Genomic DNA, 21,526 nt, shown 5'->3' with positions numbered 1-21,526 from the left:
GGAATTTATAATGGCACATACAACGAACAGCATTATTAAAGGTGGCGGCTTTTTAATCGAGGACGTGGATATTAACCGCGTAATTACACCGGAAGATTTCACAGATGAACAAAAAATGATTGCTCAAACAACACAGGAATATGTAACGAACGAAGTGTTACCGGTTGTTGAAAACTTGGAGCACCATGAGTTTGATCATTCTGTACGCCTATTAAAAACAGCAGGTGATTTAGGTTTACTAGCAGCTGACGTACCTGAAGAATACGAAGGCTTGGGCTTAGACAAAATTTCTTCTGCATTAATCGCAGAAAAAATGTCACCGGCTGGCGGTTTCTCAATCACGCATGGTGCCCATGTAGGGATCGGTTCATTACCAATCGTATTATTCGGTAATCATGATCAAAAAACGAAGTACTTGCCGAAATTGGCTTCAGGTGCATTAATCGCAGCATATGCATTAACAGAGCCAGGTTCAGGTTCGGATGCATTAGGCGCTAAAACAACAGCTAAGTTAAATGAAGCAGGCACACACTATGTATTAAATGGTGAAAAGCAATGGATTACAAATGCAGGCTTTGCAGATGTATTCGTTGTTTACGCAAAAATCGATGGCGATAAGTTTACTGCATTCATCGTTGAGCGTTCATTCCCGGGTGTTTCTGTAGGTCCGGAAGAGAAGAAAATGGGGATTAAATCATCTTCAACTCGTACATTAATTTTGGAAGATGCGGAAGTGCCTGTAGAAAACCTGCTAGGTGAAGTGGGCCGCGGTCATATTATCGCGTTCAACATTTTAAATATCGGACGTTATAAATTAGGGGTAGGTACTGTAGGTGCATCAAAACGTGCATTTGAATTAGCAGTTGCCTATACGAACCAACGTCAGCAATTCAAAACAAAATTATCGGATTTCAACTTAACGAAAGAAAAAATCGCATCAATGGCTTCTCACATTTATGCATCTGAATCTTTAAACTATCGTACAGTTGGTTACTTTGAAGACCGTTTAAGCCAGTTGTCTGACGAAGAGCAAAAAGACGGCAAATCAATCGCAGCAGCAATCGCCGAATATGCTATTGAGTGCTCGATCGCAAAAGTATTCGGTTCTGAAACATTGGATTTCGTAGCGGATGAAGCGGTTCAGTTACACGGTGGTTACGGCTTTATGGCTGAGTACGAAGTGGAACGCATTTACCGCGACTCTCGTATTAACCGTATTTTCGAAGGTACAAACGAAATTAACCGTATGATCGTACCGGGCACATTTATGAAAAAAGCATTAAAAGGTGAGTTACCGCTTTTACAAGTAGCGCAAGAACTGCAAAACGAACTATTAATGCTTATGCCTGAAGAAATTGGTCAAGGTGCATTAGAGCAAGAGAAATATTTAGTGAAAAATGCGAAGAAGATCGCAGTACTTGCAGCAGGTGCAGCAGCACAACGCTATGGCGCAAAACTGGATGCAGAGCAAGAGCTGTTAGTGAACATCGCGAATATTGCGAACCAATTATACGCAATGGAATCTGCAGTAATCCGTACACAGAAAGCAATCGAGCGTGACGGAGAAGAAAAAGCAGCACAAAAAATTCTTTATACTCAAATTTTCTGTCAGGAAGCATTCGCAGAGATCGAAAAAGAAGCGAAAGAAACATTAATCGCTTCAGTTGAAGGTGACGATGCACGTATGATTTTATCGGCATTACGTAAATTAACGCGCAACAACCCTTACAACTTAATTCCGAAAAAACGTGAAGCTGCAGCGAAACTGATCGAAGCAGAAAAATATGTAGTTTAATAATTTGATTGTAATCGGGTGCATGGCCGTGCACCCGGTTTTTCTATGAATTTTCTAATAAAACAGGAAATGTTCTAATAAGATCTTAAAAGTTCTAATATATCGGGAAACTTCTAATATAAATACACTATCTTCTAATATGTCACCGGAATTTTCAAATAAGTGAAGCCATTCTTCTAATATCAGTTCACTATGTTCTAATATCTTCACACATCTTCTAATAAAAACCATATCCATTAAATGTCCGGTCATGCGAACACATTTTTGATTTGTCCTTCTATTTCCGTTACAATATAGGGAAATCCAGGGCAAAAAGGAGTACTTACATGACAGTAAAATTCATCCAATATCCGAAATGTACAACTTGTAAAAAAGCGCAAAAATGGCTAGACGAGCAAGGTGTGGACTATGAAAATATTCATATTGTTGAGCAGACACCATCTAAAGAGGAACTTAAAGCAATTTACGAAGCAAGCGGAGTGCCTTTGAAGAAATTCTTTAATACTTCGGGCATGAAATATCGTGAATTAGGCCTGAAAGATAAACTGCCGACAATGTCCGAAGATGAGCAATTGGAGCTATTAGCATCGGATGGTATGTTAATTAAGCGACCGCTCGTTACAGATGGAAAAAAATTAACTTTAGGATTTAAGGAGTCTGACTTCTTAGAAACTTGGAAATAAACAGTTATTCACATTGTATTTCCGAACGAAATATGGCAAAATGAACTTGATTGTACTACATATATTATGGAGGTTTTCGAATGAGCACACCAAAAGAGTTACGTTATTCAAAAGAGCATGAATGGGTTAAAATTGAAGACGGTAAAGCGACAATCGGTATTACGGATTTCGCACAATCTGAACTGGGCGATATCGTATTCGTAGAATTACCTGAAGTAGGCGATGAAATTTCAAAGGATCAGCCTTTCGGTAGTGTAGAATCTGTTAAAACAGTTTCTGAACTATATGCACCACTTTCTGGTAAAGTTGTAGCAATCAACGAAGAATTATTGGACAATCCAGAATACGTAAACGAATCTCCATACGGCAATGCATGGATGGTTACTGTTGAGTTAACTAGTGAAGCTGAAGTTGAAGAATTATTAGACGCAGATGCTTACACTGCATTAATCGAACAATAATATGAAACACTAAAGCCTTCTAATTAAAGGTTTTAGTGTTTTTTTGTTATTCTATATATAAAGGTGACGGATGAAAGGAAGCGTGTATGGATGGGAAAATGCATCGTTGTTGAAGGTCGTGCCGATAAAATGAGATTACTTCCGATATTAGCTGAGGACGTGACGATCATATGTACAAATGGCACAATAAGCGAAGTCAATTTGATTGATTTATTGGAAGACTATGAGCAAGATGAAATTATCACGATGTTTGATGCAGATAAAAACGGTGAAAAGTTACGTAAACTGATGAACCGTGCATATCCCGAAGCGACACAGCTAATCATACCTCATGAATATGTGGAAGTAGAAAAAACACCTACTAAAATCTTAAGGGATATTTTACTACAGGCAAAATTTTTAGTAAAAGAAGGATGACAGTATAATGGAACAATGGACGAAACAGCAGTGGGAACAGAACGTACAACAGCATGATCAGACAGCTTTTTTCTTATATACGCCTATGTGCGGCACATGTGAAGTGTCGGAAAAAATGTTGGATGTAATTGAGAAATTACTCCCAGATTTACCACTTGGTATGGCAAATATCAATTATTTAGGGGATTTGCCATATGAGTTGAAAATTGAAAGTGTACCTTGTTTAATCGTTTCAGACAACGGGGAACTAACGGATAAAATTTATGCGTTTAAATCCGTACCGTTTTTGTATGAAATATTAAAAAAGTAATTGACGTATTCACTTTGTCGTGATAAAGTAACATTCATAATAATAAAACTTAATAACGTTACTCTTATAAAGAGAGGTGGAGGGAAGTGCCCTATGAAGCCCGGCAACCAGCGTTTACGCAAAGGTGCCAATTCACACAAAGTTTAAACTTTGAAAGATGAGAGAACGGTTTACCGTATAAATGTATGTGAAACCTTTCTACTTGTCATGGTAGAAAGGTTTTTTTCATTCAACGGAGGTTTTGGATGAAAAAGAACATGATTTTGAAATAGCAAGCAGGTTATTTCGATTTAGAAGGAGTACAACCGATGATTGATATACAAAATATTACTAAAGTGTATAACACGAAAAACGGTAAACTTACGGCAGTTGATAATGTAAGCTTATCGATTAACAAAGGAGAAATATACGGTATTATCGGCTACAGTGGTGCCGGTAAAAGTACAATGATCCGCCTGCTGAACGGTTTGGAAAAGCCAACAACAGGGTCTGTCATTGTAGGCGGCCAGGATATTGCAAAAGCTTCCGGGGCAAAATTACGAGAAGCGCGTCAAAAAATAAGTATGATTTTCCAGCATTTCAATCTGCTCTGGTCCCGTACAGTCGAAGAAAATATCGCATTCCCACTTGAAATTGCAGGTGTTTCAAAAGCTGACCGTGAAAAGCGAGTAGAAGAGCTGATTGAGCTCGTTGGTTTAAAAGGAAGAGGGAAAGCATATCCTTCACAGCTGTCCGGCGGTCAAAAGCAGCGTGTGGGCATTGCAAGAGCGTTGGCAAACAACCCGGAAGTGCTTTTATGTGATGAAGCGACTTCAGCGCTTGATCCGGAAACAACGGATTCCATTTTGGAATTACTGCTCGATATTAATAAAAACATCGGTCTTACAATTGTACTCATTACACATGAAATGCATGTTATCCGCAAAATCTGTAACAGAGTAGCGGTAATGGAAGCCGGAAAAGTTGTGGAGCAAGGTGATGTATTGCAAGTGTTCCAGCATCCTCAAGCACCAATTACGAAAAACTTCGTATCACAGGCTTCTGGTGAAACGCAGGAAACACAAGCATCACTAGAACAAATTTTTGCCAACTATCCAGGAGGCAAAATCGCCAAATTAATATTTGCCGGGGCAACGACAGAACAGCCTGTCATCTCGCAAATGATCAAGCAATTTGACGTAGTTGTAAATATTGTCCATGGTAAAATCTCGAATACAACGGGCGGTTCATTCGGTACATTGTTTATTCATATCAATGGCGAACCGAAAGCAGTCGCGGAAGCATTAAGCTTTTTAGCGAAACAGGAAATTCAAACGGAGGTGATTGAGCATGTTTAATCAATTATTTCCGAACGTCGACTGGGGTAAAATGCTCGAAGCAACATATGAAACAATTTATATGACGGCTGTTGCGACAGTCATCACATTTATACTCGGACTTCTGATTGGGATTGTCTTATTTTTAACGAGCGACAATCAATTATGGGCAAATAAAATTGTCCACTTTTTAACAGGATCATTCGTAAATATTTTCCGGTCGATTCCATTTATCGTCCTGATCATTTTATTGATTCCGTTCACAAAGTTTTTACTTGGAACAATCCGTGGCGCAAATGCAGCATTGCCTGCGCTAATAATCGGTGCAGCACCGTTTTATGCGCGCATGGTATTAATAGCATTGAGAGAAATTGATAAAGGTGTCATTGAAGCGGCCCGATCAATGGGAGCGAAAACTTCTACTATTATTTGGAAAGTGCTGATTCCGGAAAGCTTACCAGCATTAATTTCAGGTATTACGGTTACAGCTGTCGCTTTAGTAGGATATACAGCAATGGCCGGCATTATCGGTGCGGGCGGCTTAGGTAACCTGGCATTCCTTGACGGTTTCCAGCGTAACAGGACAGATGTGACATTGATGGCAACGGTTTTAATTTTAGTTGTCGTATTCATCATCCAGTATATTGGGGATTTCATTACAGCAAGAGTGGACAAACGATAGTTAGTGGCTTCTAAGGCCGTAATTATAAATATTGGTGCATCGAAACAATATGGACGCAAACTTTAAAAAAGTGCGCGTCTATAAGATGAATAATCAGAATATAAAAAAGGTTTCGATAAACTGAACAAACTAAAAAAAGGGTAGGTAAAACAAATGAAGAAATTATTATCAAGCGTTATTTTAGGAGCTTCTGTGCTTGCTTTAGCGGCATGTGGAGGAGAAGATGAAAAATTAGTAGTCGGTGCTTCAAATACACCACACGCAGTTATCCTTGAAAAAGTTAAACCAATTTTAGAGGAACAGGGCATTGAGCTGGAAATCAAAACTTATACAGATTACGTACTTCCAAACCAGGATTTAGATAACGGTGATTTGGATGCAAACTACTTCCAGCACATTCCATACTTCGAAGCACAAAAAGCTGATTTCGATTATGACTTTGCGAATGCTGGCGGTATTCACATCGAGCCAATCGGTGTTTACTCTAAAAAATATTCATCTTTAGAAGAGCTTCCTGAAGGTGCAACAATTTTACTTTCTAACTCAGTAGCAGACCATGGTCGTATGCTTTCATTACTTGAAGCACAAGGTTTAATTAAGTTAGCTGAAGGTATCGATAAAACAAAAGCGGAAACAAAAGATATTGTAGAAAATCCGAAAAACTTCGTATTCGATGCAAACACTGCAGCTGAATTATTAGTGCAAATGTATGAAAATGAAGAAGGTGATGCTGTATTAATCAACTCTAACTTCGCGATCGATAACGGCATTAACCCATTGGAAGATTCAATTGCAATCGAATCTAGCGAATCACCATATGTAAACATTATCGCAGTAAAATCAGGTGAAGAAGATTCAAAAGAAATTAAAGCATTAGTAGATGCATTACGTTCAAAAGAAGTTCAAGACTTTATCGTTGAAGAGTGGGGCGGCTCTGTAGTACCTGTTTCAGGCGAATAAAATAAACAAAAAACCATTTTCTCTCTTCGCGGAGAGGAAATGGTTTTTTTCTGGATAAATACGTAGGTTGCACTTTATCTGATGGAATCTCTACTTCTATGCAAATCTTTTATTGGAATCTTGATAATCGTGAATAAAAATTGGATATAAATTTGACGAATACTTCTTCTGATGGGGCGAGATCTCTTGTCGTTGGCGCAATGATGCCGACTGTGCGTCTTATATTAGGAATGGCGATCGGCACTTTGACCGTCATACGCGGAGTCGAATCATAGAGTGAACTTTCCGGTAAAAGTGTCACACCGATTCCTGCTGCCACAAGCCCTTTTAAAGCATCCATATCTTCTCCCTCGGAAGTAATATTCGGAATGAAGCCTACAGAGCGGCATGCATCAACAGCCACTTTGTTTAAAATATAACCTTCCGGAAAAAGTACAAACTGGTCATTACGCAAATCCACAAGGTTAATCGAGTCTTTTTTTGCCAGTGGATGTGTTGCGGGCAGCAAAGCATGAATGTTTTCGCTGAACAGCACGGTCGTATTGATTGCTTCGTCTTTTGGCGGTAATGGTCCGAGCAAAGCTAAATTAAGCTCGCGGTTTTTAACAGCATCGATCAAAAATTTATAGGATCCCTGGCGCAACTGGAAGGAAATTTCCGGGTATTCTTTTTTAAAAGCCGAAATGACGGTCGGCAATACATAGCTTGCCAAACTGGTAGGAAAACCAATTTTAATTGTCCCTTTTGCCGGGTCCAAATATTCTTCTACCTGCTTTGCAGCAAAATCAATTCCCTTGAGTGCGGTAATACAATGTTCCAAAAAAATCTTCCCGACCGGCGTCAACTTTACGTTACGCCCAATTCGCTCAAAAAGCGGTGTGCCGAGCTCTTCTTCCAAGTTGGCGATTTGCCTGCTGATTGCAGACTGGGCAACGTGTAAATGCTCAGCTGCTTCAGAAATATGCTCCCGTTCTGCCACCTCTACAAAGTAACGTAACTGTCTTAATTCCACAATTTCCACCCCATTCATCTAAAAAGTAGATTGTTTATATCCAAACTATATATTGTTTATATTATTTCGAAAACTTTAAAATGTAAATACAGGATTGAAAGAATGAGGGGGAATGAATATGAGTTTTCATCAGTTACCAGAAGCACAAGGGTTATATAATCCTGAATTTGAACATGACGCATGCGGTATCGGCATGTATGCAAATATAAAAGGAATACCTTCACATCAGATTGTAAAAAAAGGATTGGAAATGTTATGTCGCTTAGAACACCGTGCAGGACGTGGCGGGGACGGCAAGACAGGTGATGGGGCGGGGCTGCTAGTTCAAATCCCACATGCTTTCTTTCAACAAAACTGTACGGAACTTAATTTACCTGAAATGGGTGAATATGGTGTTGGACAAATTTTTTTCACAGAAAATGAAGGAGAACGCCTGAAAATTGAACAAAAGATGAACGAATTAATTGAACAGGAAAATCAGCAACTGATCGGTTGGAGAACTGCACCGACTAATAAGGAAAATTTAAGTGAGATTGCTAAATCGACTGCACCGGTTGTTCGCCAAGTATTTATTCGTTCAAACGAAAACGACAATAAGGTTTTCGAACGAAAACTGTATGTGATCCGCAAGCAGCTTGAACATTGGGCAGCGGAGCAGCAATTTGAATTGTATATTCCCAGTCTCTCAAGTCAGACGATTGTTTTTAAAGGTTTGCTTTCACCGGAAGAAGTAAGTGAATTTTATGTGGACCTGCAGGACGAAAGCTTTGTGTCCGCATTGGCACTTGTGCATTCACGTTACTCGACGAACACATTCCCATCTTGGAAACGGGCCCATCCGAACCGCTACATCATCCATAATGGGGAGATTAATACATTACGGGGCAATATTAACTGGATGCGTGCACGTGAGCAGCAGTTCGTATCTGAGGCGTTTGGAGATGACCTTGAAAAACTGTTACCGATTATTGATACAACGGGTTCGGATTCTTCGATGCTTGATAACGCATTTGAATTTTTTGTATTGGCTGGACGTTCACCTGCTGAGACAGCGATGATGATGATTCCGGAGCCATGGACAGAAAATCCGCGCATTGATGAAGACCGCAAAGCGTTTTATCAATATCATGCCAGCTTAATGGAGCCATGGGATGGACCGACTGCTATTTGCTTCACGGACGGCAAACAGATCGGGGCAATTTTAGACCGTAACGGTTTGCGCCCGGGAAGATTGTATGTGACAAAAGACGATCATGTTATTTTCTCATCCGAAACAGGGGTTGTCGATTACGCTGAAGAAGACATTCTTTACAAAGACCGGTTAAGCCCAAGTCGCATGCTATTAATCGATTTGGAAAAAGGGAAGATCATTTCGGATGACGAGCTGAAATCCGAAGCTGCAGCAAAAAAACCTTATGCAGCATGGCTGGAAGAAAATATGATCAAACTTGAAGAAAAGGATGAGCAGTTACCGGAAATAAATGATCTGACATTACGCCAGAAAATTCATGGTTACACATTTGAGGACGTACAAAAATATATTGTACCTCTAGCAAATGAAGGAAAAGATCCTCTTGGTTCGATGGGGAATGATACACCATTAGCTGTTCTGTCAGATAGACCGCAATCATTATTTAATTACTTTAAGCAGCTGTTTGCACAAGTGACAAACCCGCCGATTGATTCCATTCGTGAACATGTCGTGACTTCGACAATGACATTGCTTGGAGCGGAAGGAGATTTATTACAGCCGAATGCGGAAAATGCACGTCGTCTCCTGCTGAAAACGCCGGTATTGACGACTGCAGAATATGAGCAGGTCGTAAATAATAGTGAAGAACATTTTGAAGTAGCGGAAATCTCGCTGAAATTCACGGAAAATTTGGAAAGTGAACTTAACCGAATTAAAACAGAAGCAGAAGCGGCTATCTTCGGCGGCAAGACAATCATTGTACTTTCTGACTATATGGATGACGCTAAGCAGCTTACGATGCCTGTTTTACTGGCAGCGAGTACAATCCATCAATATTTAGTACGAATCGGTTTACGTACGAAGGCAAGCATTATCGTCAATAGTGCGGAAGTTCGGGAGGTTCATCATTTTGTTGCATTAATCGGTTTCGGTGTTGATGCGATTCATCCGTACTTAGCATATGCAACGATTGATGAAGCAATTGAAAAAGGTCATTTATCTGTACCATTTGAAAAAGCGGTTCAAAAATTCCGGAAAGGTGCAGCAGACGGCGTTGTAAAAGTAATGTCGAAGATGGGGATTTCAACAGTCCAGTCATATCGCGGTGCCCAAGTGTTCGAGGCAGTAGGGATTTCAAAAGAAGTGATCGACGAATACTTCACAGGTACGGCTTCACAAATTGACGGGATAGATTTACAAACAATCGGTGAAGAAGCAAGACGCCGCCATGAGGAAGCAATGCAATCGATGTCAGCGCAATTGCAATCAGGTTCAGATTTCCAATGGCGTGCAGACGGAGAGCATCATGCCTTCAATCCGAAAACAATTCATACGCTACAGTGGGCTACACGTAAAAATGATTTTGGTTTATACCGGATGTATGCAGAAATGGCGAATGAGGAGCGAATCGGATTTTTACGTAATTTATTCGACTTTAAAAAGAATGAACGCCGAATCCCGATGGAAGAAATCGAGTCAGTGGATTCCATCGTGAAACGTTTCAAATCAGGGGCTATGTCATTTGGTTCGTTATCGAAAGAAGCGCACGAAACTTTAGCGGTAGCGATGAACCGTCTAGGCGCACGTTCAAACTCTGGTGAGGGCGGGGAAGATCCGGCCCGTTTTACAATCGAACCGAATGGCGACAACAAGCGCAGTGCCATTAAACAAATTGCATCAGGACGTTTTGGGGTAAAATCGCATTATTTAGTAAATGCCGAAGAGCTTCAAATTAAAATGGCACAAGGAGCGAAACCTGGGGAAGGTGGTCAGCTGCCGGGCAATAAAGTATATCCGTGGGTAGCGGATGTACGGGGTTCTACACCTGGTGTAGGGTTGATTTCACCGCCGCCGCATCACGATATTTATTCAATCGAGGATATGGCACAGTTAATTCACGATTTAAAAAATGCAAACCGACATGCAAGAATTTCTGTAAAGCTCGTAGCTAAAGCGGGTGTTGGTACAATTGCTGCTGGTGTTGCTAAAGGGGCAGCAGATGTCATCGTCATTTCGGGCTATGATGGCGGTACAGGTGCATCGCCGAAAACATCGATTAAGCATACAGGCTTACCGTGGGAGCTTGGGTTAGCTGAAGCGCACCAAACATTGATGCTCAACGGGCTGCGTGACCGGGTGACACTGGAAACGGACGGCAAGCTCATGACGGGGAAAGATGTCGTAATGGCAGCACTTTTAGGAGCAGAAGAATTTGGTTTTGCAACTGCACCGTTAATCGTTTTAGGGTGTGTCATGATGCGTGCCTGTCATTTAGATACTTGTCCTGTAGGTGTAGCAACACAAAATCCTGAACTTCGTGCTAAATTTATGGGCTCGGCTGATCATGTTGTCAATTATATGCGTTTTGTGGCGGAAGAAATGCGTGAATATATGAGTATTTTAGGATTCCGTACTGTGGAAGAGATGGTCGGTCGTACAGATGTACTGCAAATTTCAGATCGTACGGCAAAACATTGGAAAGCAAGCCAGCTTGATTTAACGGCGCTGCTTCATCAAATCCAAGGCACACGCACGAAGCAGCATCAGCAAAACCATAATATAGAGGGAAGCTTTGATTTACGCGAGCTATTGCCGCAAGTTTCAAAGGCAATAGAAGGAAATGAACGCATCGATTTGAATTATTCGATTAAAAATACAGACCGTGTAATGGGAACAATTGTCGGCAGTGAAATTTCCCGCAAATACGGGGAAGCAGGCTTACCTGACAACACAATCAATTTAACGTTTACAGGCCATGCCGGTCAAAGCTTCGGCGCATTTATTCCAAGAGGGATGTCGATGCGCGTAGTCGGGGATGTTAATGATTACTTCGGTAAAGGTTTGTCAGGAGGAAAAGTGACAGCCATTGCACCGATCAAAGGTGATCAGGAGAAAAACGTCATCGCCGGAAATGTTTGTTTATACGGGGCAACAAGCGGTAAAGCCTTTATTAACGGGCGTGCAGGGCATCGATTCGGTGTTCGTAATTCAGGCGCTGAAATCGTTGTTGAAGGAATTGGAGATCACGGCTGTGAGTATATGACTGGCGGGAAAATCGTTATCTTAGGTGATGTCGGCCAAAACTTTGGTGCCGGAATGTCCGGAGGAATCGGCTATATTCTGCCGAGTGACGAGGAAAAGTTCAAGGCGCAGTGCAATATGGAAATGATCCACTTTGAAAAACTGACAGATAAAGCGGAGATCGAATCTGTTCGCCAATTAATCATTCAGCATTTGGAGGAAACGGATAGTTCCTACGCATTGGATGTATTGGCGAAGTGGGAGCAGTTTGTTCCGAAGTTCGTAAAAGTTGTGCCGACGGATTATAAAATAATGGTAGATAAAATTAACCACTACACTGCAACGGGTTCTGCAAAGGACGATGCAGCAATGCAGGCATTTACGGAAGTGACGACTAGTCAGAAGAAGCTTGTGAGCACAAAATAAGAGGAGGTTTCTAGCATGGGAAAAGCAACGGGTTTTATGGAATTTAAACGAGAGAAAGTACAGGAGCAACGACCACTAGAGCGTCTTTTAAATTGGGGTGAATATACAAGCAGACTATCTGATGAAAAATTACAGACACAAGGTGCGCGCTGCATGGATTGTGGAACACCATTTTGCCATATGGGAATTGAAATTCGCGGTACTGCAGCAGGATGTCCGATTCAAAATGTCATCCCTGAATGGAATGACTTAGTATATAAAGGGAAATGGCAGGAAGCGCTGGAACGTTTGCATATGACGAATAATTTCCCTGAATTTACCGGCCGTGTCTGCCCAGCTCCATGTGAAGGGTCTTGTACACTTGCCATTACGGATCCGGCTGTCGCAATTAAATCGATCGAACGTACAATCATTGATAAAGGGTTTGAAAATGGCTGGATCACTCCGCGTATTCCGGCATCGCGAACTGGCTATAAAGTGGCGATTGTCGGTTCAGGTCCTGCAGGCTTAGCAGCAGCAGATCAACTGAACCAGCTTGGCCATTCCGTAACAGTGTTCGAACGTTCTGACCGATTTGGCGGATTATTAATGTACGGAATTCCGAATATGAAGCTAGAAAAAGATGTGATTGAACGTCGTATCCATTTATTATCATTGGAAGGCATCGATTTTGTTGCAAATACAGAAATCGGTAAAGATATCACGAAAGAGCAATTGCAAGCGGATTTCGATGCTGTAATTTTATGTACAGGAGCTCAAAAACAAAGGGTCCTTCATTTGGAAGGAAGCGATGCAGGCAATATTCATTTAGCGATGGATTATTTAACGGATGTTACGAAAAGCCTGCTGGATTCTGATTTCACGGATAATCAGGCATTAAATGTTGAAGGGAAAGATGTTATTGTAATTGGCGGCGGTGATACAGGAGCCGACTGTGTAGCAACAGCACTCCGTCAAAAATGCCGATCAGTATACCAATTTGGTAAACACCCGCAACAAGCTACAACTCGTACAGATGAAACGATGTGGCCAAAAGATCCGAACATTTACACAATGGACTACGCTTATGCCGAAGCTGATGCGAAATTTGGCCGTGATCCGCGCGAGTATTGCATTCAAACAACAAGAATAGAAAAAGACAGCAATGGGAATGTAAAAGCACTTCACACAATTCAAATGGAAAAGATTCTGGGCGAGGATGGCTTCCACTACTTTAAAGAATTGCCTGGTACTGAGAAAGTATGGCCGGCACAGCATGTATTTGTCGCAATCGGCTTTGAAGGCGCAGAAAAAGAAACACCGGAACATTTCGGACTAGAATTAACGAATAACCGCATCCGTGCATCTGTTAAAGACTACGAAACAAATATTCCGGGCGTTTTTGCCGCAGGAGATGCACGCCGAGGCCAAAGCCTTGTCGTTTGGGCAATCAAAGAAGGACGCGGAGTTGCTGCAAGTGTTCATTATTATTTAAACGAAATGCTAGTGAAAAGCTAATAGGATAGTAAGAGTTGGCCCCACGCCGTGCCCGCGGGAAGCGTCCCGGAATGGAAATCAATTTTTACACACCGCTAAAAACGTCATTTTTCTCCCGGAGAAAAATGACGTTTTTAATTTATGCCCCAATTTTAAATAATGATAGAGAAAATATAGAATCAACCAATTGAATAAGTGAAATTGATTCTCAATTAAAGGATTGCTATTGAAAAAATGGAAAGCGAAATTATTACTATTAAAATAGTAGAAATAAACTGCAGTAAAGCGTTTTCCAAGAATGATAGATGTTTTTTATTTAAAATCATTCTAAACTATTTGCAACCAACATTCATTTCGGGTAAGATTGGTAATGAACTTAATTTGGCGTACAGAAAGTATGCAAATGAATATTTGGAGGTAATTTAATGTCAACATTAGAAATTAAAGATCTTCACGTTGAAATCGACGGAAAAGAGATTTTAAAAGGTGTAAATCTTACTATCAATACAAACGAAGTACATGCGATTATGGGTCCTAACGGTACTGGTAAATCGACATTAGCTTCTGCAATTATGGGTCACCCAAAATATGAGGTAACATCAGGCGAAATCTACCTTGATGGTGAAAATGTATTAGAAATGGAAGTAGATGAGCGTGCACAAGCAGGTTTATTCCTTGCTATGCAATACCCATCAGAAATTCCTGGTGTAACAAACGCGGACTTCCTACGTTCAGCAATTAACGCTCGTCGTGAAGAAGGACAAGAAATCTCATTAATGAAATTCATCCGTGAATTAGATAAAACAATGGAATTCCTGGAAATGCCTGAAGAAATGTCTCAACGTTACTTAAACGAAGGTTTCTCTGGCGGTGAGAAAAAACGTAACGAAATTCTACAAATGATGATGATCAAACCAACATTCGGTATCTTAGATGAAATCGACTCTGGTTTAGATATCGATGCATTAAAAGTAGTTTCAAAAGGTATTAACGAAATGCGCGGCGAAGGTTTCGGCTGCCTAATGATCACTCACTACCAACGTTTATTAAACTACATCACACCTGACCATGTTCACGTAATGATGCAAGGTAAAGTTGTAAAATCAGGTGGTGCTGAATTAGCACAACGCTTGGAAGCAGAAGGTTATGAGTGGATTAAAGCTGAATTAGGCATTGAAGATACTGAAGAAGTAACAGAAGCATAATTAAGGAGGACGACGAAGATGACGGTTGAAACAAAATTAGCGTTATCAGCAGAAGAAGTACGCTCGTTCTCGCAAAAACATGCTGAACCAGCAACATTTGCTGATTTCCGTGTGAGCGCAATGGAAAAAGCTGCTGCGCTTGACTTACCAAAACCAGACAGAACGAACATTAAAAAGTGGAACTTCATTGATTTCCCGAACCATACAGTAGAAAGTGCTCGATTCAATTCATTGGAAGAGCTGCCTGTAGAGGTGAAATCAGTAGTTGATATTGAAACACAAGAAAACCTGTATATCCAACGCAACAATACACCGGCGTTCATCAAAGTTTCAGAAGAACTGAAAAACAAAGGTGTAATTTTCACGGATATTCAAACAGCGGTTCGCGACCATAAAGATTTAGTAGAAAAATACTTTATGACGACAGCTGTAAAAGTGGACGAGCATAAATTAACTGCTTACCATGCAGCTCTAGTAAACGGCGGTATTTTCGTATACGTGCCACGCAACGTTGTAATCGAAGCACCTCTACAAGTTGTATTTTTAAATGACGATGCAGAAGCTTCATTATTTAACCACGTGTTAGTAGTAGCAGAAGAATCTTCGGCTGTTACTTATGTTGAAACTTATATTTCTACATTCGATGAAGCACATGGTCAAGTGAACGTTGTAACAGAAGTAATCGCAAAAGATAATGCACAAGTAACATTCGGTGCAGTAGACAACTTGGCACATGGCTATACTGCTTATGTAAACCGCCGTGGCCATGCTGAGCGCGATGCAAAAATTGACTGGGCATTAGGTTTAATGACAAACTCAGATACAATTTATGAAAATACTACTAACTTAATTGGTGATAACTCTACTTCAGATTTCAAAATGGTAACTGTAGGTAGCGGAGATCAAAAACTTAACTTCACAACATTAATCCGTCAATGGGGTAAAAATTCTGACGGTCAAATTTTAAAACACGGTGTAATGAAAGATTCTTCACAGTCAATCTTTAACGGGATCGGTCATATTATGCATGGTGGTACAAAAGCAAATGCAGAACAGGAGTCACGCGTACTGATGCTTTCAGAAGGTGCACGCGGTGACGCTAACCCGATTCTGTTAATTGATGAAGACGATGTAACAGCAGGACACGCGGCATCTGTTGGACGTGTTGACCCAACTCAACTGTACTACTTAATGAGTCGTGGTATTTCTAAAGCAGAAGCAGAGCGCCTTGTAATTCACGGATTCCTTGCGCCAGTTGTTGCTAAATTGCCAATCGAAGGCGTTAAAAAGCAGCTGACGGAGGTTATCGAAAGGAAAGTTCGATAATGATACCTAACGATATTAAAAGTTATTTTCCAATTCTAAATCAGGAAGTCAATGGACATCCTTTAGTTTATTTGGATAGTGCGGCTACATCACAAAAGCCAATTCAAGTTATTGAAGCAATCTCAAATTACTATAATTTAGATAACTCAAACGTTCACCGCGGTGTTCATACACTTGGTAACCGTGCAACGGATTCCTATGAAGGTGCACGTGAAAAAGTTCGTAAATTCATTAATGCCAGTTCAACACAAGAAGTAATTTTTACTCGTGGTACAACAACAGCACTTAATACGGTTGCTTCAGGCTATGGTCGTCAAAATGTTCAAGAAGGTGATGAAATTGTCATTACGTACATGGAACACCATTCAAACATTATCCCATGGCAACAGCTTGCAAAAGAAAAAGGGGCGGTATTGAAATATATCGACCTTGAAGCAGACGGTACAATTTCATTGGAAAAAGTACGTGAAACAATTACGCCACAAACGAAAATTGTTTCTATGATGTATGTTTCCAACGTATTAGGTACGATCAACCCGATAAAAGAAGTTGCACAAATTGCCCATGAAAATGGCGCTGTAGTTGTTGCGGATTTAGCTCAGGCGGCACCGCATATGAAGATAGACGTTCAAGATTTGGATGTTGACTTCGCAGCATTTTCAGGACATAAAATGTGTGCACCAACTGGAATTGGGGTACTATATGGTAAAAAGGCGCTTCTTGAAGAAATGGAACCAGTTGAGTTTGGCGGCGAAATGATTGATTTCGTAGGTTTAACTGAATCAACATGGAAAGAGTTACCGTGGAAATTCGAAGGTGGTACACCGATCATTGCAAGTGCAATTGGTTTAGGTGCGGCAATCGACTTTTTAGAAGAAATCGGCTTGGACAATATTGCAGCCCACGAACATAAGTTGGTAGGTTATGCAATGGATCAGTTGGAAACGATTGATGGTCTTCAGATTTTCGGTCCACGTGACCCGATGAAACGATGCGGACTCGTGACATTCAATCTAGATGACGTACATCCACATGATGTGGCGACAGTATTGGATATGAGTGGAATCGCTGTTCGTGCGGGACATCACTGCGCTCAACCTTTAATGAAATGGCTTCAAGTAACAGCAACAGCACGAGCAAGCTTCTACATGTACAATGATGAAGAAGATGTGGATCGCTTAGTTGCAGGATTGCGCTCAGCGAAGGAGTATTTTGGCGATGTCTTTTAATAATTTAGATCAACTTTATCGTTCCGTAATTATGGATCACTATAAAAACCCTCGTAACAAAGGGTCTCTTGAAGAAAACAGTGTAACAATCGATATGAATAACCCTACTTGCGGTGACCGTATCCATTTAACACTGAAGCTGAACGATGATGTCGTGGAAGATGCAAAGTTCGATGGGGAAGGCTGTTCAATCTCCATGTCTTCAGCATCTATGATGACTCAAATCGTTAAAGGCAAAAAATTGGACGAAGCTTTGGAACTGGCTGATATTTTCTCGAAAATGATGCTGGGCGAAGATTTTGACGATGAAAAGTACGACCTTGGGGATGTCGAAGCACTGCAAGGTGTGGCAAAATTCCCGGCACGTATTAAATGCGCTACATTAGCTTGGAAAGCGATGGAAAAAGGCGTAAACAACGAAAAGAAATAAAAAGTAGTAAGGCTAAAGTATGTTTTATGCACATTTTAGCACTTCTCATTAGATGAACGGAGGAGACAACATGGCTAAAAAAATGCCTGAAATCGGCGATTACAAGTATGGTTTCCATGATAAGGACGTATCAATTTTCCGTTCTGAACGTGGACTTACAGAAGATATCGTTCGTGAAATCTCAAGTATGAAGGAAGAGCCACAGTGGATGCTTGACTACCGCTTAAAAGCTCTTGAAAAATTCTATGAAATGCCAATGCCTCAATGGGGTGGTGACCTAGCGTCATTAAACTTCGATGAAATTACGTATTACGTAAAACCATCTGAAGCAACAGAACGTTCTTGGGATGAAGTACCTGAAGAAATTAAAGCAACATTCGATAAATTAGGTATCCCGGAAGCTGAACAAAAATATCTTGCAGGTGTATCTGCTCAGTATGAATCTGAAGTAGTTTACCACAACATGAAACAAGACCTTACAGATTTAGGTATTGTCTTCAAAGATACTGACTCAGCATTAAAAGAAAACGAAGAAATCTTCAAAAAACACTGGGGTACAGTAATCCCTTATACAGATAACAAATTCGCAGCATTAAACTCTGCAGTTTGGTCTGGTGGTTCATTTATTTATATGCCTAAAGGCGTTAAATTAGACACTCCATTACAAGCATACTTCCGTATTAACTCTGAAAACATGGGTCAATTCGAACGTACGCTAATCATCGTAGACGAAGATGCATCTGTACACTACGTAGAAGGTTGTACAGCGCCTGTTTACACAACAAACTCTCTACACTCAGCTGTAGTAGAAATCATCGTTAAAAAGAACGCTTACTGCCGTTATACAACAATTCAAAACTGGGCGAACAACGTATATAACCTTGTTACAAAACGTACAGTTGTTGAAGAAAACGGTACAATGGAATGGATCGACGGAAACATCGGTTCAAAATTAACAATGAAATACCCTGCCTGTATCCTTAAAGGTGAAGGCGCACGTGGTATGACATTATCAATTGCAATTGCAGGTAAAGGTCAACACCAACACGCTGGTGCGAAAATGATTCACTTAGCACCAAACACATCTTCAACAATCGTTTCAAAATCGATTGCTAAGCAAGGTGGTAAAGTTACGTATCTTGGTCAAGTAAAATTCGGTAAAAATGCTAAAGGTGCACGTTCGAACATCGAGTGTGACACATTAATCATGGATAACGAATCTACTTCTGATACAATTCCATACAACGAAATCTTAAATGATAACGTATCTTTAGAGCATGAAGCAAAAGTTTCAAAAGTATCTGAAGAGCAATTGTTCTACTTAATGAGCCGTGGTGTTTCTGAAGAAGAAGCGACAGAAATGATCGTAATGGGCTTCATCGAGCCATTCACAAAAGAATTACCAATGGAATACGCAGTAGAAATGAACCGTCTAATCAAGTTCGAGATGGAAGGTTCTATCGGATAATTTTTATCCAGGCACTTGTCTCCAATTTATTGGAGACAGGTGCTTTTTTATGTAATTGTGTTGAATTCGTGAAGAAATAAACAACTTTAATAGAAAGATTCCAGAAAGCGCGGAGTATTCGTTTACATTAATTGTATTAGATGGAATAATGGATTTAGAGAATGTATATAAAGGGGCGACAAAAATGGAAAACTTATTTTGGCCAGTAGCTTTAGGGGTTCCTGGTGCTGTAGTTGTAGTTGCGGTAGCACTCACTTTTTGGGCGTTAGGGGAAAAGAAGAACGGTAAGATTATGAAAAATGAAGAGCATGAAGGTATTATTAAATAATATTAAAATGGCTTCAAACGACTACTTATGCGTTTGAAGCTTTTTTCTATTTTAAGTTGGAAATGAAGTTTTCGATTTCCTGTTGTGTTTTACGGTCTTTACTTACGAAACGTCCAAGCTCAGTACCGTTTTCATAAGCTAAAAAGCTAGGAATACCGATAATTCCTAAATCAATACATAAATCCAAAAACTTATCGCGGTCCACTTTAACGAATTTATATTCGGGAAATTTTTCAACAACTTCCGGCATAAACGGATCAATGAAACGACAATCTCCGCACCAGTCCGCTGTAAATTCGAAAATAACTGCGAATCCGTTTTTAAGTTCGTTAAACTGTTCGATTGCTTGTAATGTTTGCATGGAAAAGCCTCCTGATTAAGAAATAAATATTTAGCGCATCGCATTTTAGAAAGCGAGGAGCTACCTACGTTTATTATGATGGACAGGTAAACGGTTTGCAAATGTTTGATTGAAGAAAAAAAACTAAAGTAACTGCTACTAATATCATAAATACAGAAAAATCTAATAATTGTATTGACAAAATAGGTATTATAAAATAATATAATACCTATTAGAATACTTTGAATTAAGTAGCTCACTAGAAAACTGGAGGCTGCTCGACTTAACGAAGAATTTACTTTGTTGAGACGGGCAGCCTTTCTTTTGTTTAGAAGGACTCATAACACTCATCATTAAAAATTTTAAAAAACTGCACGTTCATATTTTATGTAGGGGGCATCGCTTATGAAAAAAATAAAAACGGTAAGGCGTATAGCTTTGACTGTTGCGGCTTTATCCATTTTAACCGCTTGTGGAAATGCATCCGGAAACGGAAATTCTATTAAGTTGTTAAATGCTTCCTATGATCCGACAAGAGAGCTATATGAAGAATTTAATGAACAATTTGCAGAATACTGGGAACAGGAAAAAGGGCAGGAAGTAGTCCTTTACCAATCTCATGGAGGTTCCGGCAGTCAAGCGCGCTCTGTTATAGACGGCTTGGATGCGGATGTAGTAACACTTGCATTAGCTTATGACATTGATGCAATCGAAGAAAAGAACCTGATAGAAGAGGGATGGATAAATCGTCTGGAACATAACTCGGCACCTTACACGTCCACAATATTATTTTTAGTGCGAAAAGGAAATCCAAAGAGGATTAAAGACTGGGATGACTTGATTAAAGGAGACATATCTGTCATTACACCAAACCCGAAAACTTCAGGAGGGGCACGTTGGAACTATTTAGCTGCTTATGGATTTGCACTGGGAAAATATAACAATGATAAAGCGAAGGCTCAACAATTCGTCAGCAATCTTTATAAGCGGGTAGAAGTACTGGATTCCGGTGCACGTGCTTCAACAACAACATTTGTTGAAAAGAATATCGGTGATGTACTCATTACTTGGGAAAATGAAGCGTTTCTGGCATTGGATGAATTAGGGCAAGACAAATTTGAAATTGTCGCGCCTTCCATAAGTATTCTTGCCGAACCGTCTGTAGCAATAGTCGATCGAATTGTGGACCAAAAAGGTACAAGAGAAGTTGCCGAAGCGTACATCGATTATTTATATACGGATGCCGGTCAGGAAATCGCAACGAAAAACTATTATAGACCGCGCTCTAAAACGATCGCTGCGAAGTACAAAGATCAGTTTCCCGAAATCGAGCTATTTACGATTGATGAGAAGTTCGGGAGCTGGAAAGAGGCACATGAAAAGCACTTTGCAGATGGCGGCATTTTTGATGCGATCTATGAATAACGGAGGATATTTAGTTAGGTGGTG

General features: G+C 40.3%; 19 protein-coding genes and 1 riboswitch. Of the genes, 17 read left to right on the top strand and 2 right to left on the bottom strand.

Annotated elements, in window-relative coordinates; all coding sequences use genetic code 11:
* Positions 1–10 precede the first annotated feature (10 nt).
* The 8 genes from MKX73_RS02250 to MKX73_RS02215 all read left to right on the top strand — a co-directional run bounded on the left by MKX73_RS02250 (position 11) and on the right by MKX73_RS02215 (position 6,624).
* On the top strand, positions 11–1,795 hold the full coding sequence (locus MKX73_RS02250) for an acyl-CoA dehydrogenase family protein (protein ID WP_340716097.1): 1,785 nt from the start codon (positions 11–13) through the stop codon (positions 1,793–1,795).
* A 326-nt stretch (positions 1,796–2,121) separates the two neighbouring features.
* Complete coding sequence (locus MKX73_RS02245; protein WP_340716096.1) at positions 2,122–2,478, top strand: arsenate reductase family protein; 357 nt, start codon at positions 2,122–2,124, stop codon at positions 2,476–2,478.
* Between the two features lie 80 nt (positions 2,479–2,558).
* Entirely contained in the window at positions 2,559–2,939 is a 381-nt protein-coding gene (gene gcvH, locus MKX73_RS02240) for a glycine cleavage system protein GcvH (protein ID WP_008408686.1), read from the top strand.
* A gap of 90 nt (positions 2,940–3,029) precedes the next feature.
* Positions 3,030–3,356, top strand: a complete 327-nt coding sequence (locus MKX73_RS02235) for a toprim domain-containing protein (protein ID WP_340716095.1) — start codon at positions 3,030–3,032, stop codon at positions 3,354–3,356.
* 7 nt (positions 3,357–3,363) lie between these two features.
* Positions 3,364–3,666, top strand: coding sequence for a thioredoxin family protein (locus MKX73_RS02230; protein ID WP_340716094.1), 303 nt, complete (start codon positions 3,364–3,366; stop codon positions 3,664–3,666).
* A gap of 61 nt (positions 3,667–3,727) precedes the next feature.
* A riboswitch (SAM riboswitch) is annotated at positions 3,728–3,830 on the top strand.
* 144 nt (positions 3,831–3,974) lie between these two features.
* A complete protein-coding gene (locus MKX73_RS02225) occupies positions 3,975–5,003 on the top strand; it encodes a methionine ABC transporter ATP-binding protein (RefSeq protein WP_340716093.1) in 1,029 nt (342 codons plus the stop codon).
* A complete protein-coding gene (locus tag MKX73_RS02220; protein ID WP_008408680.1) occupies positions 4,996–5,664 on the top strand; it encodes a methionine ABC transporter permease in 669 nt (222 codons plus the stop codon). The genes MKX73_RS02225 and MKX73_RS02220 overlap by 8 nt, the downstream gene beginning before the upstream one ends.
* Before the next feature lie 153 nt (positions 5,665–5,817).
* Positions 5,818–6,624, top strand: a complete 807-nt coding sequence (locus MKX73_RS02215; protein WP_340716092.1) for a MetQ/NlpA family ABC transporter substrate-binding protein — start codon at positions 5,818–5,820, stop codon at positions 6,622–6,624.
* Positions 6,625–6,733: 109 nt separating this feature from the next.
* Here MKX73_RS02215 and MKX73_RS02210 read toward each other — a convergent pair whose 3' ends face one another.
* A complete protein-coding gene (locus MKX73_RS02210; protein ID WP_340716091.1) occupies positions 6,734–7,636 on the bottom strand; it encodes a LysR family transcriptional regulator in 903 nt (300 codons plus the stop codon).
* 118 nt (positions 7,637–7,754) lie between these two features.
* Between MKX73_RS02210 and gltB the strand changes: the two genes are divergently transcribed.
* The 8 genes from gltB (at position 7,755) to MKX73_RS02170 (ending at position 19,737) form a co-directional block, all read left to right on the top strand.
* Positions 7,755–12,275 carry a glutamate synthase large subunit gene (gene gltB, locus MKX73_RS02205; protein WP_340716090.1) on the top strand — a complete coding sequence of 1,507 codons (4,521 nt, stop codon included), beginning with the start codon at positions 7,755–7,757 and terminating at the stop codon, positions 12,273–12,275.
* 15 nt (positions 12,276–12,290) lie between these two features.
* Positions 12,291–13,772, top strand: coding sequence for a glutamate synthase subunit beta (locus tag MKX73_RS02200; RefSeq protein ID WP_340716089.1), 1,482 nt, complete (start codon positions 12,291–12,293; stop codon positions 13,770–13,772).
* Positions 13,773–14,176: 404 nt separating this feature from the next.
* On the top strand, positions 14,177–14,956 hold the full coding sequence (gene sufC, locus MKX73_RS02195) for a Fe-S cluster assembly ATPase SufC (protein ID WP_008408673.1): 780 nt from the start codon (positions 14,177–14,179) through the stop codon (positions 14,954–14,956).
* 18 nt (positions 14,957–14,974) lie between these two features.
* Positions 14,975–16,282, top strand: coding sequence for a Fe-S cluster assembly protein SufD (gene sufD, locus MKX73_RS02190; RefSeq protein WP_340716088.1), 1,308 nt, complete (start codon positions 14,975–14,977; stop codon positions 16,280–16,282).
* Complete coding sequence (locus MKX73_RS02185; RefSeq protein ID WP_340716087.1) at positions 16,282–17,511, top strand: cysteine desulfurase; 1,230 nt, start codon at positions 16,282–16,284, stop codon at positions 17,509–17,511. Before sufD ends, MKX73_RS02185 begins: the two co-directional genes overlap by 1 nt.
* Positions 17,501–17,941, top strand: a complete 441-nt coding sequence (gene sufU, locus MKX73_RS02180) for a Fe-S cluster assembly sulfur transfer protein SufU (RefSeq protein ID WP_340716086.1) — start codon at positions 17,501–17,503, stop codon at positions 17,939–17,941. The genes MKX73_RS02185 and sufU overlap by 11 nt, the downstream gene beginning before the upstream one ends.
* Before the next feature lie 70 nt (positions 17,942–18,011).
* Positions 18,012–19,409 carry a Fe-S cluster assembly protein SufB gene (gene sufB / locus MKX73_RS02175; RefSeq protein WP_340716085.1) on the top strand — a complete coding sequence of 466 codons (1,398 nt, stop codon included), beginning with the start codon at positions 18,012–18,014 and terminating at the stop codon, positions 19,407–19,409.
* A gap of 184 nt (positions 19,410–19,593) precedes the next feature.
* A complete protein-coding gene (locus tag MKX73_RS02170) occupies positions 19,594–19,737 on the top strand; it encodes a hypothetical protein (RefSeq protein ID WP_340716084.1) in 144 nt (47 codons plus the stop codon).
* Between the two features lie 46 nt (positions 19,738–19,783).
* On the opposite strand, the gene MKX73_RS02165 is transcribed toward MKX73_RS02170, so the two are convergent.
* Complete coding sequence (locus MKX73_RS02165; RefSeq protein WP_340716083.1) at positions 19,784–20,098, bottom strand: thioredoxin family protein; 315 nt, start codon at positions 20,096–20,098, stop codon at positions 19,784–19,786.
* Positions 20,099–20,482: 384 nt separating this feature from the next.
* On the opposite strand from MKX73_RS02165, the gene MKX73_RS02160 reads away from it, so the two are divergent.
* On the top strand, positions 20,483–21,502 hold the full coding sequence (locus tag MKX73_RS02160) for a sulfate ABC transporter substrate-binding protein (RefSeq protein WP_340716082.1): 1,020 nt from the start codon (positions 20,483–20,485) through the stop codon (positions 21,500–21,502).
* Positions 21,503–21,526: the final 24 nt, after the last annotated feature.

It is taken from the genome of Solibacillus sp. FSL W7-1436 (genome assembly GCF_038007305.1).
GTDB lineage: Bacteria > Bacillota > Bacilli > Bacillales_A > Planococcaceae > Solibacillus.
The sequence above is the reverse complement of the archived record's forward strand: the minus strand, read 5'-3'. Positions and strand labels throughout refer to the sequence as shown.

Coding starts and splice junctions, on each gene's coding strand:
- MKX73_RS02170 (WP_340716084.1), top strand. CDS start 19,594: ATGGAAAACTTATTTTGGCCAGTAGCTTTAGGGGTTCCTGGTGCTGTA.
- gcvH (WP_008408686.1), top strand. CDS start 2,559: ATGAGCACACCAAAAGAGTTACGTTATTCAAAAGAGCATGAATGGGTT.
- MKX73_RS02160 (WP_340716082.1), top strand. CDS start 20,483: ATGAAAAAAATAAAAACGGTAAGGCGTATAGCTTTGACTGTTGCGGCT.
- MKX73_RS02165 (WP_340716083.1), bottom strand. CDS start 20,098: ATGCAAACATTACAAGCAATCGAACAGTTTAACGAACTTAAAAACGGA.
- gltB (WP_340716090.1), top strand. CDS start 7,755: ATGAGTTTTCATCAGTTACCAGAAGCACAAGGGTTATATAATCCTGAA.
- sufU (WP_340716086.1), top strand. CDS start 17,501: ATGTCTTTTAATAATTTAGATCAACTTTATCGTTCCGTAATTATGGAT.
- MKX73_RS02215 (WP_340716092.1), top strand. CDS start 5,818: ATGAAGAAATTATTATCAAGCGTTATTTTAGGAGCTTCTGTGCTTGCT.
- MKX73_RS02230 (WP_340716094.1), top strand. CDS start 3,364: ATGGAACAATGGACGAAACAGCAGTGGGAACAGAACGTACAACAGCAT.
- sufB (WP_340716085.1), top strand. CDS start 18,012: ATGGCTAAAAAAATGCCTGAAATCGGCGATTACAAGTATGGTTTCCAT.
- MKX73_RS02250 (WP_340716097.1), top strand. CDS start 11: ATGGCACATACAACGAACAGCATTATTAAAGGTGGCGGCTTTTTAATC.
- MKX73_RS02185 (WP_340716087.1), top strand. CDS start 16,282: ATGATACCTAACGATATTAAAAGTTATTTTCCAATTCTAAATCAGGAA.
- sufC (WP_008408673.1), top strand. CDS start 14,177: ATGTCAACATTAGAAATTAAAGATCTTCACGTTGAAATCGACGGAAAA.
- MKX73_RS02220 (WP_008408680.1), top strand. CDS start 4,996: ATGTTTAATCAATTATTTCCGAACGTCGACTGGGGTAAAATGCTCGAA.
- MKX73_RS02225 (WP_340716093.1), top strand. CDS start 3,975: ATGATTGATATACAAAATATTACTAAAGTGTATAACACGAAAAACGGT.
- MKX73_RS02200 (WP_340716089.1), top strand. CDS start 12,291: ATGGGAAAAGCAACGGGTTTTATGGAATTTAAACGAGAGAAAGTACAG.
- sufD (WP_340716088.1), top strand. CDS start 14,975: ATGACGGTTGAAACAAAATTAGCGTTATCAGCAGAAGAAGTACGCTCG.
- MKX73_RS02245 (WP_340716096.1), top strand. CDS start 2,122: ATGACAGTAAAATTCATCCAATATCCGAAATGTACAACTTGTAAAAAA.
- MKX73_RS02235 (WP_340716095.1), top strand. CDS start 3,030: ATGGGAAAATGCATCGTTGTTGAAGGTCGTGCCGATAAAATGAGATTA.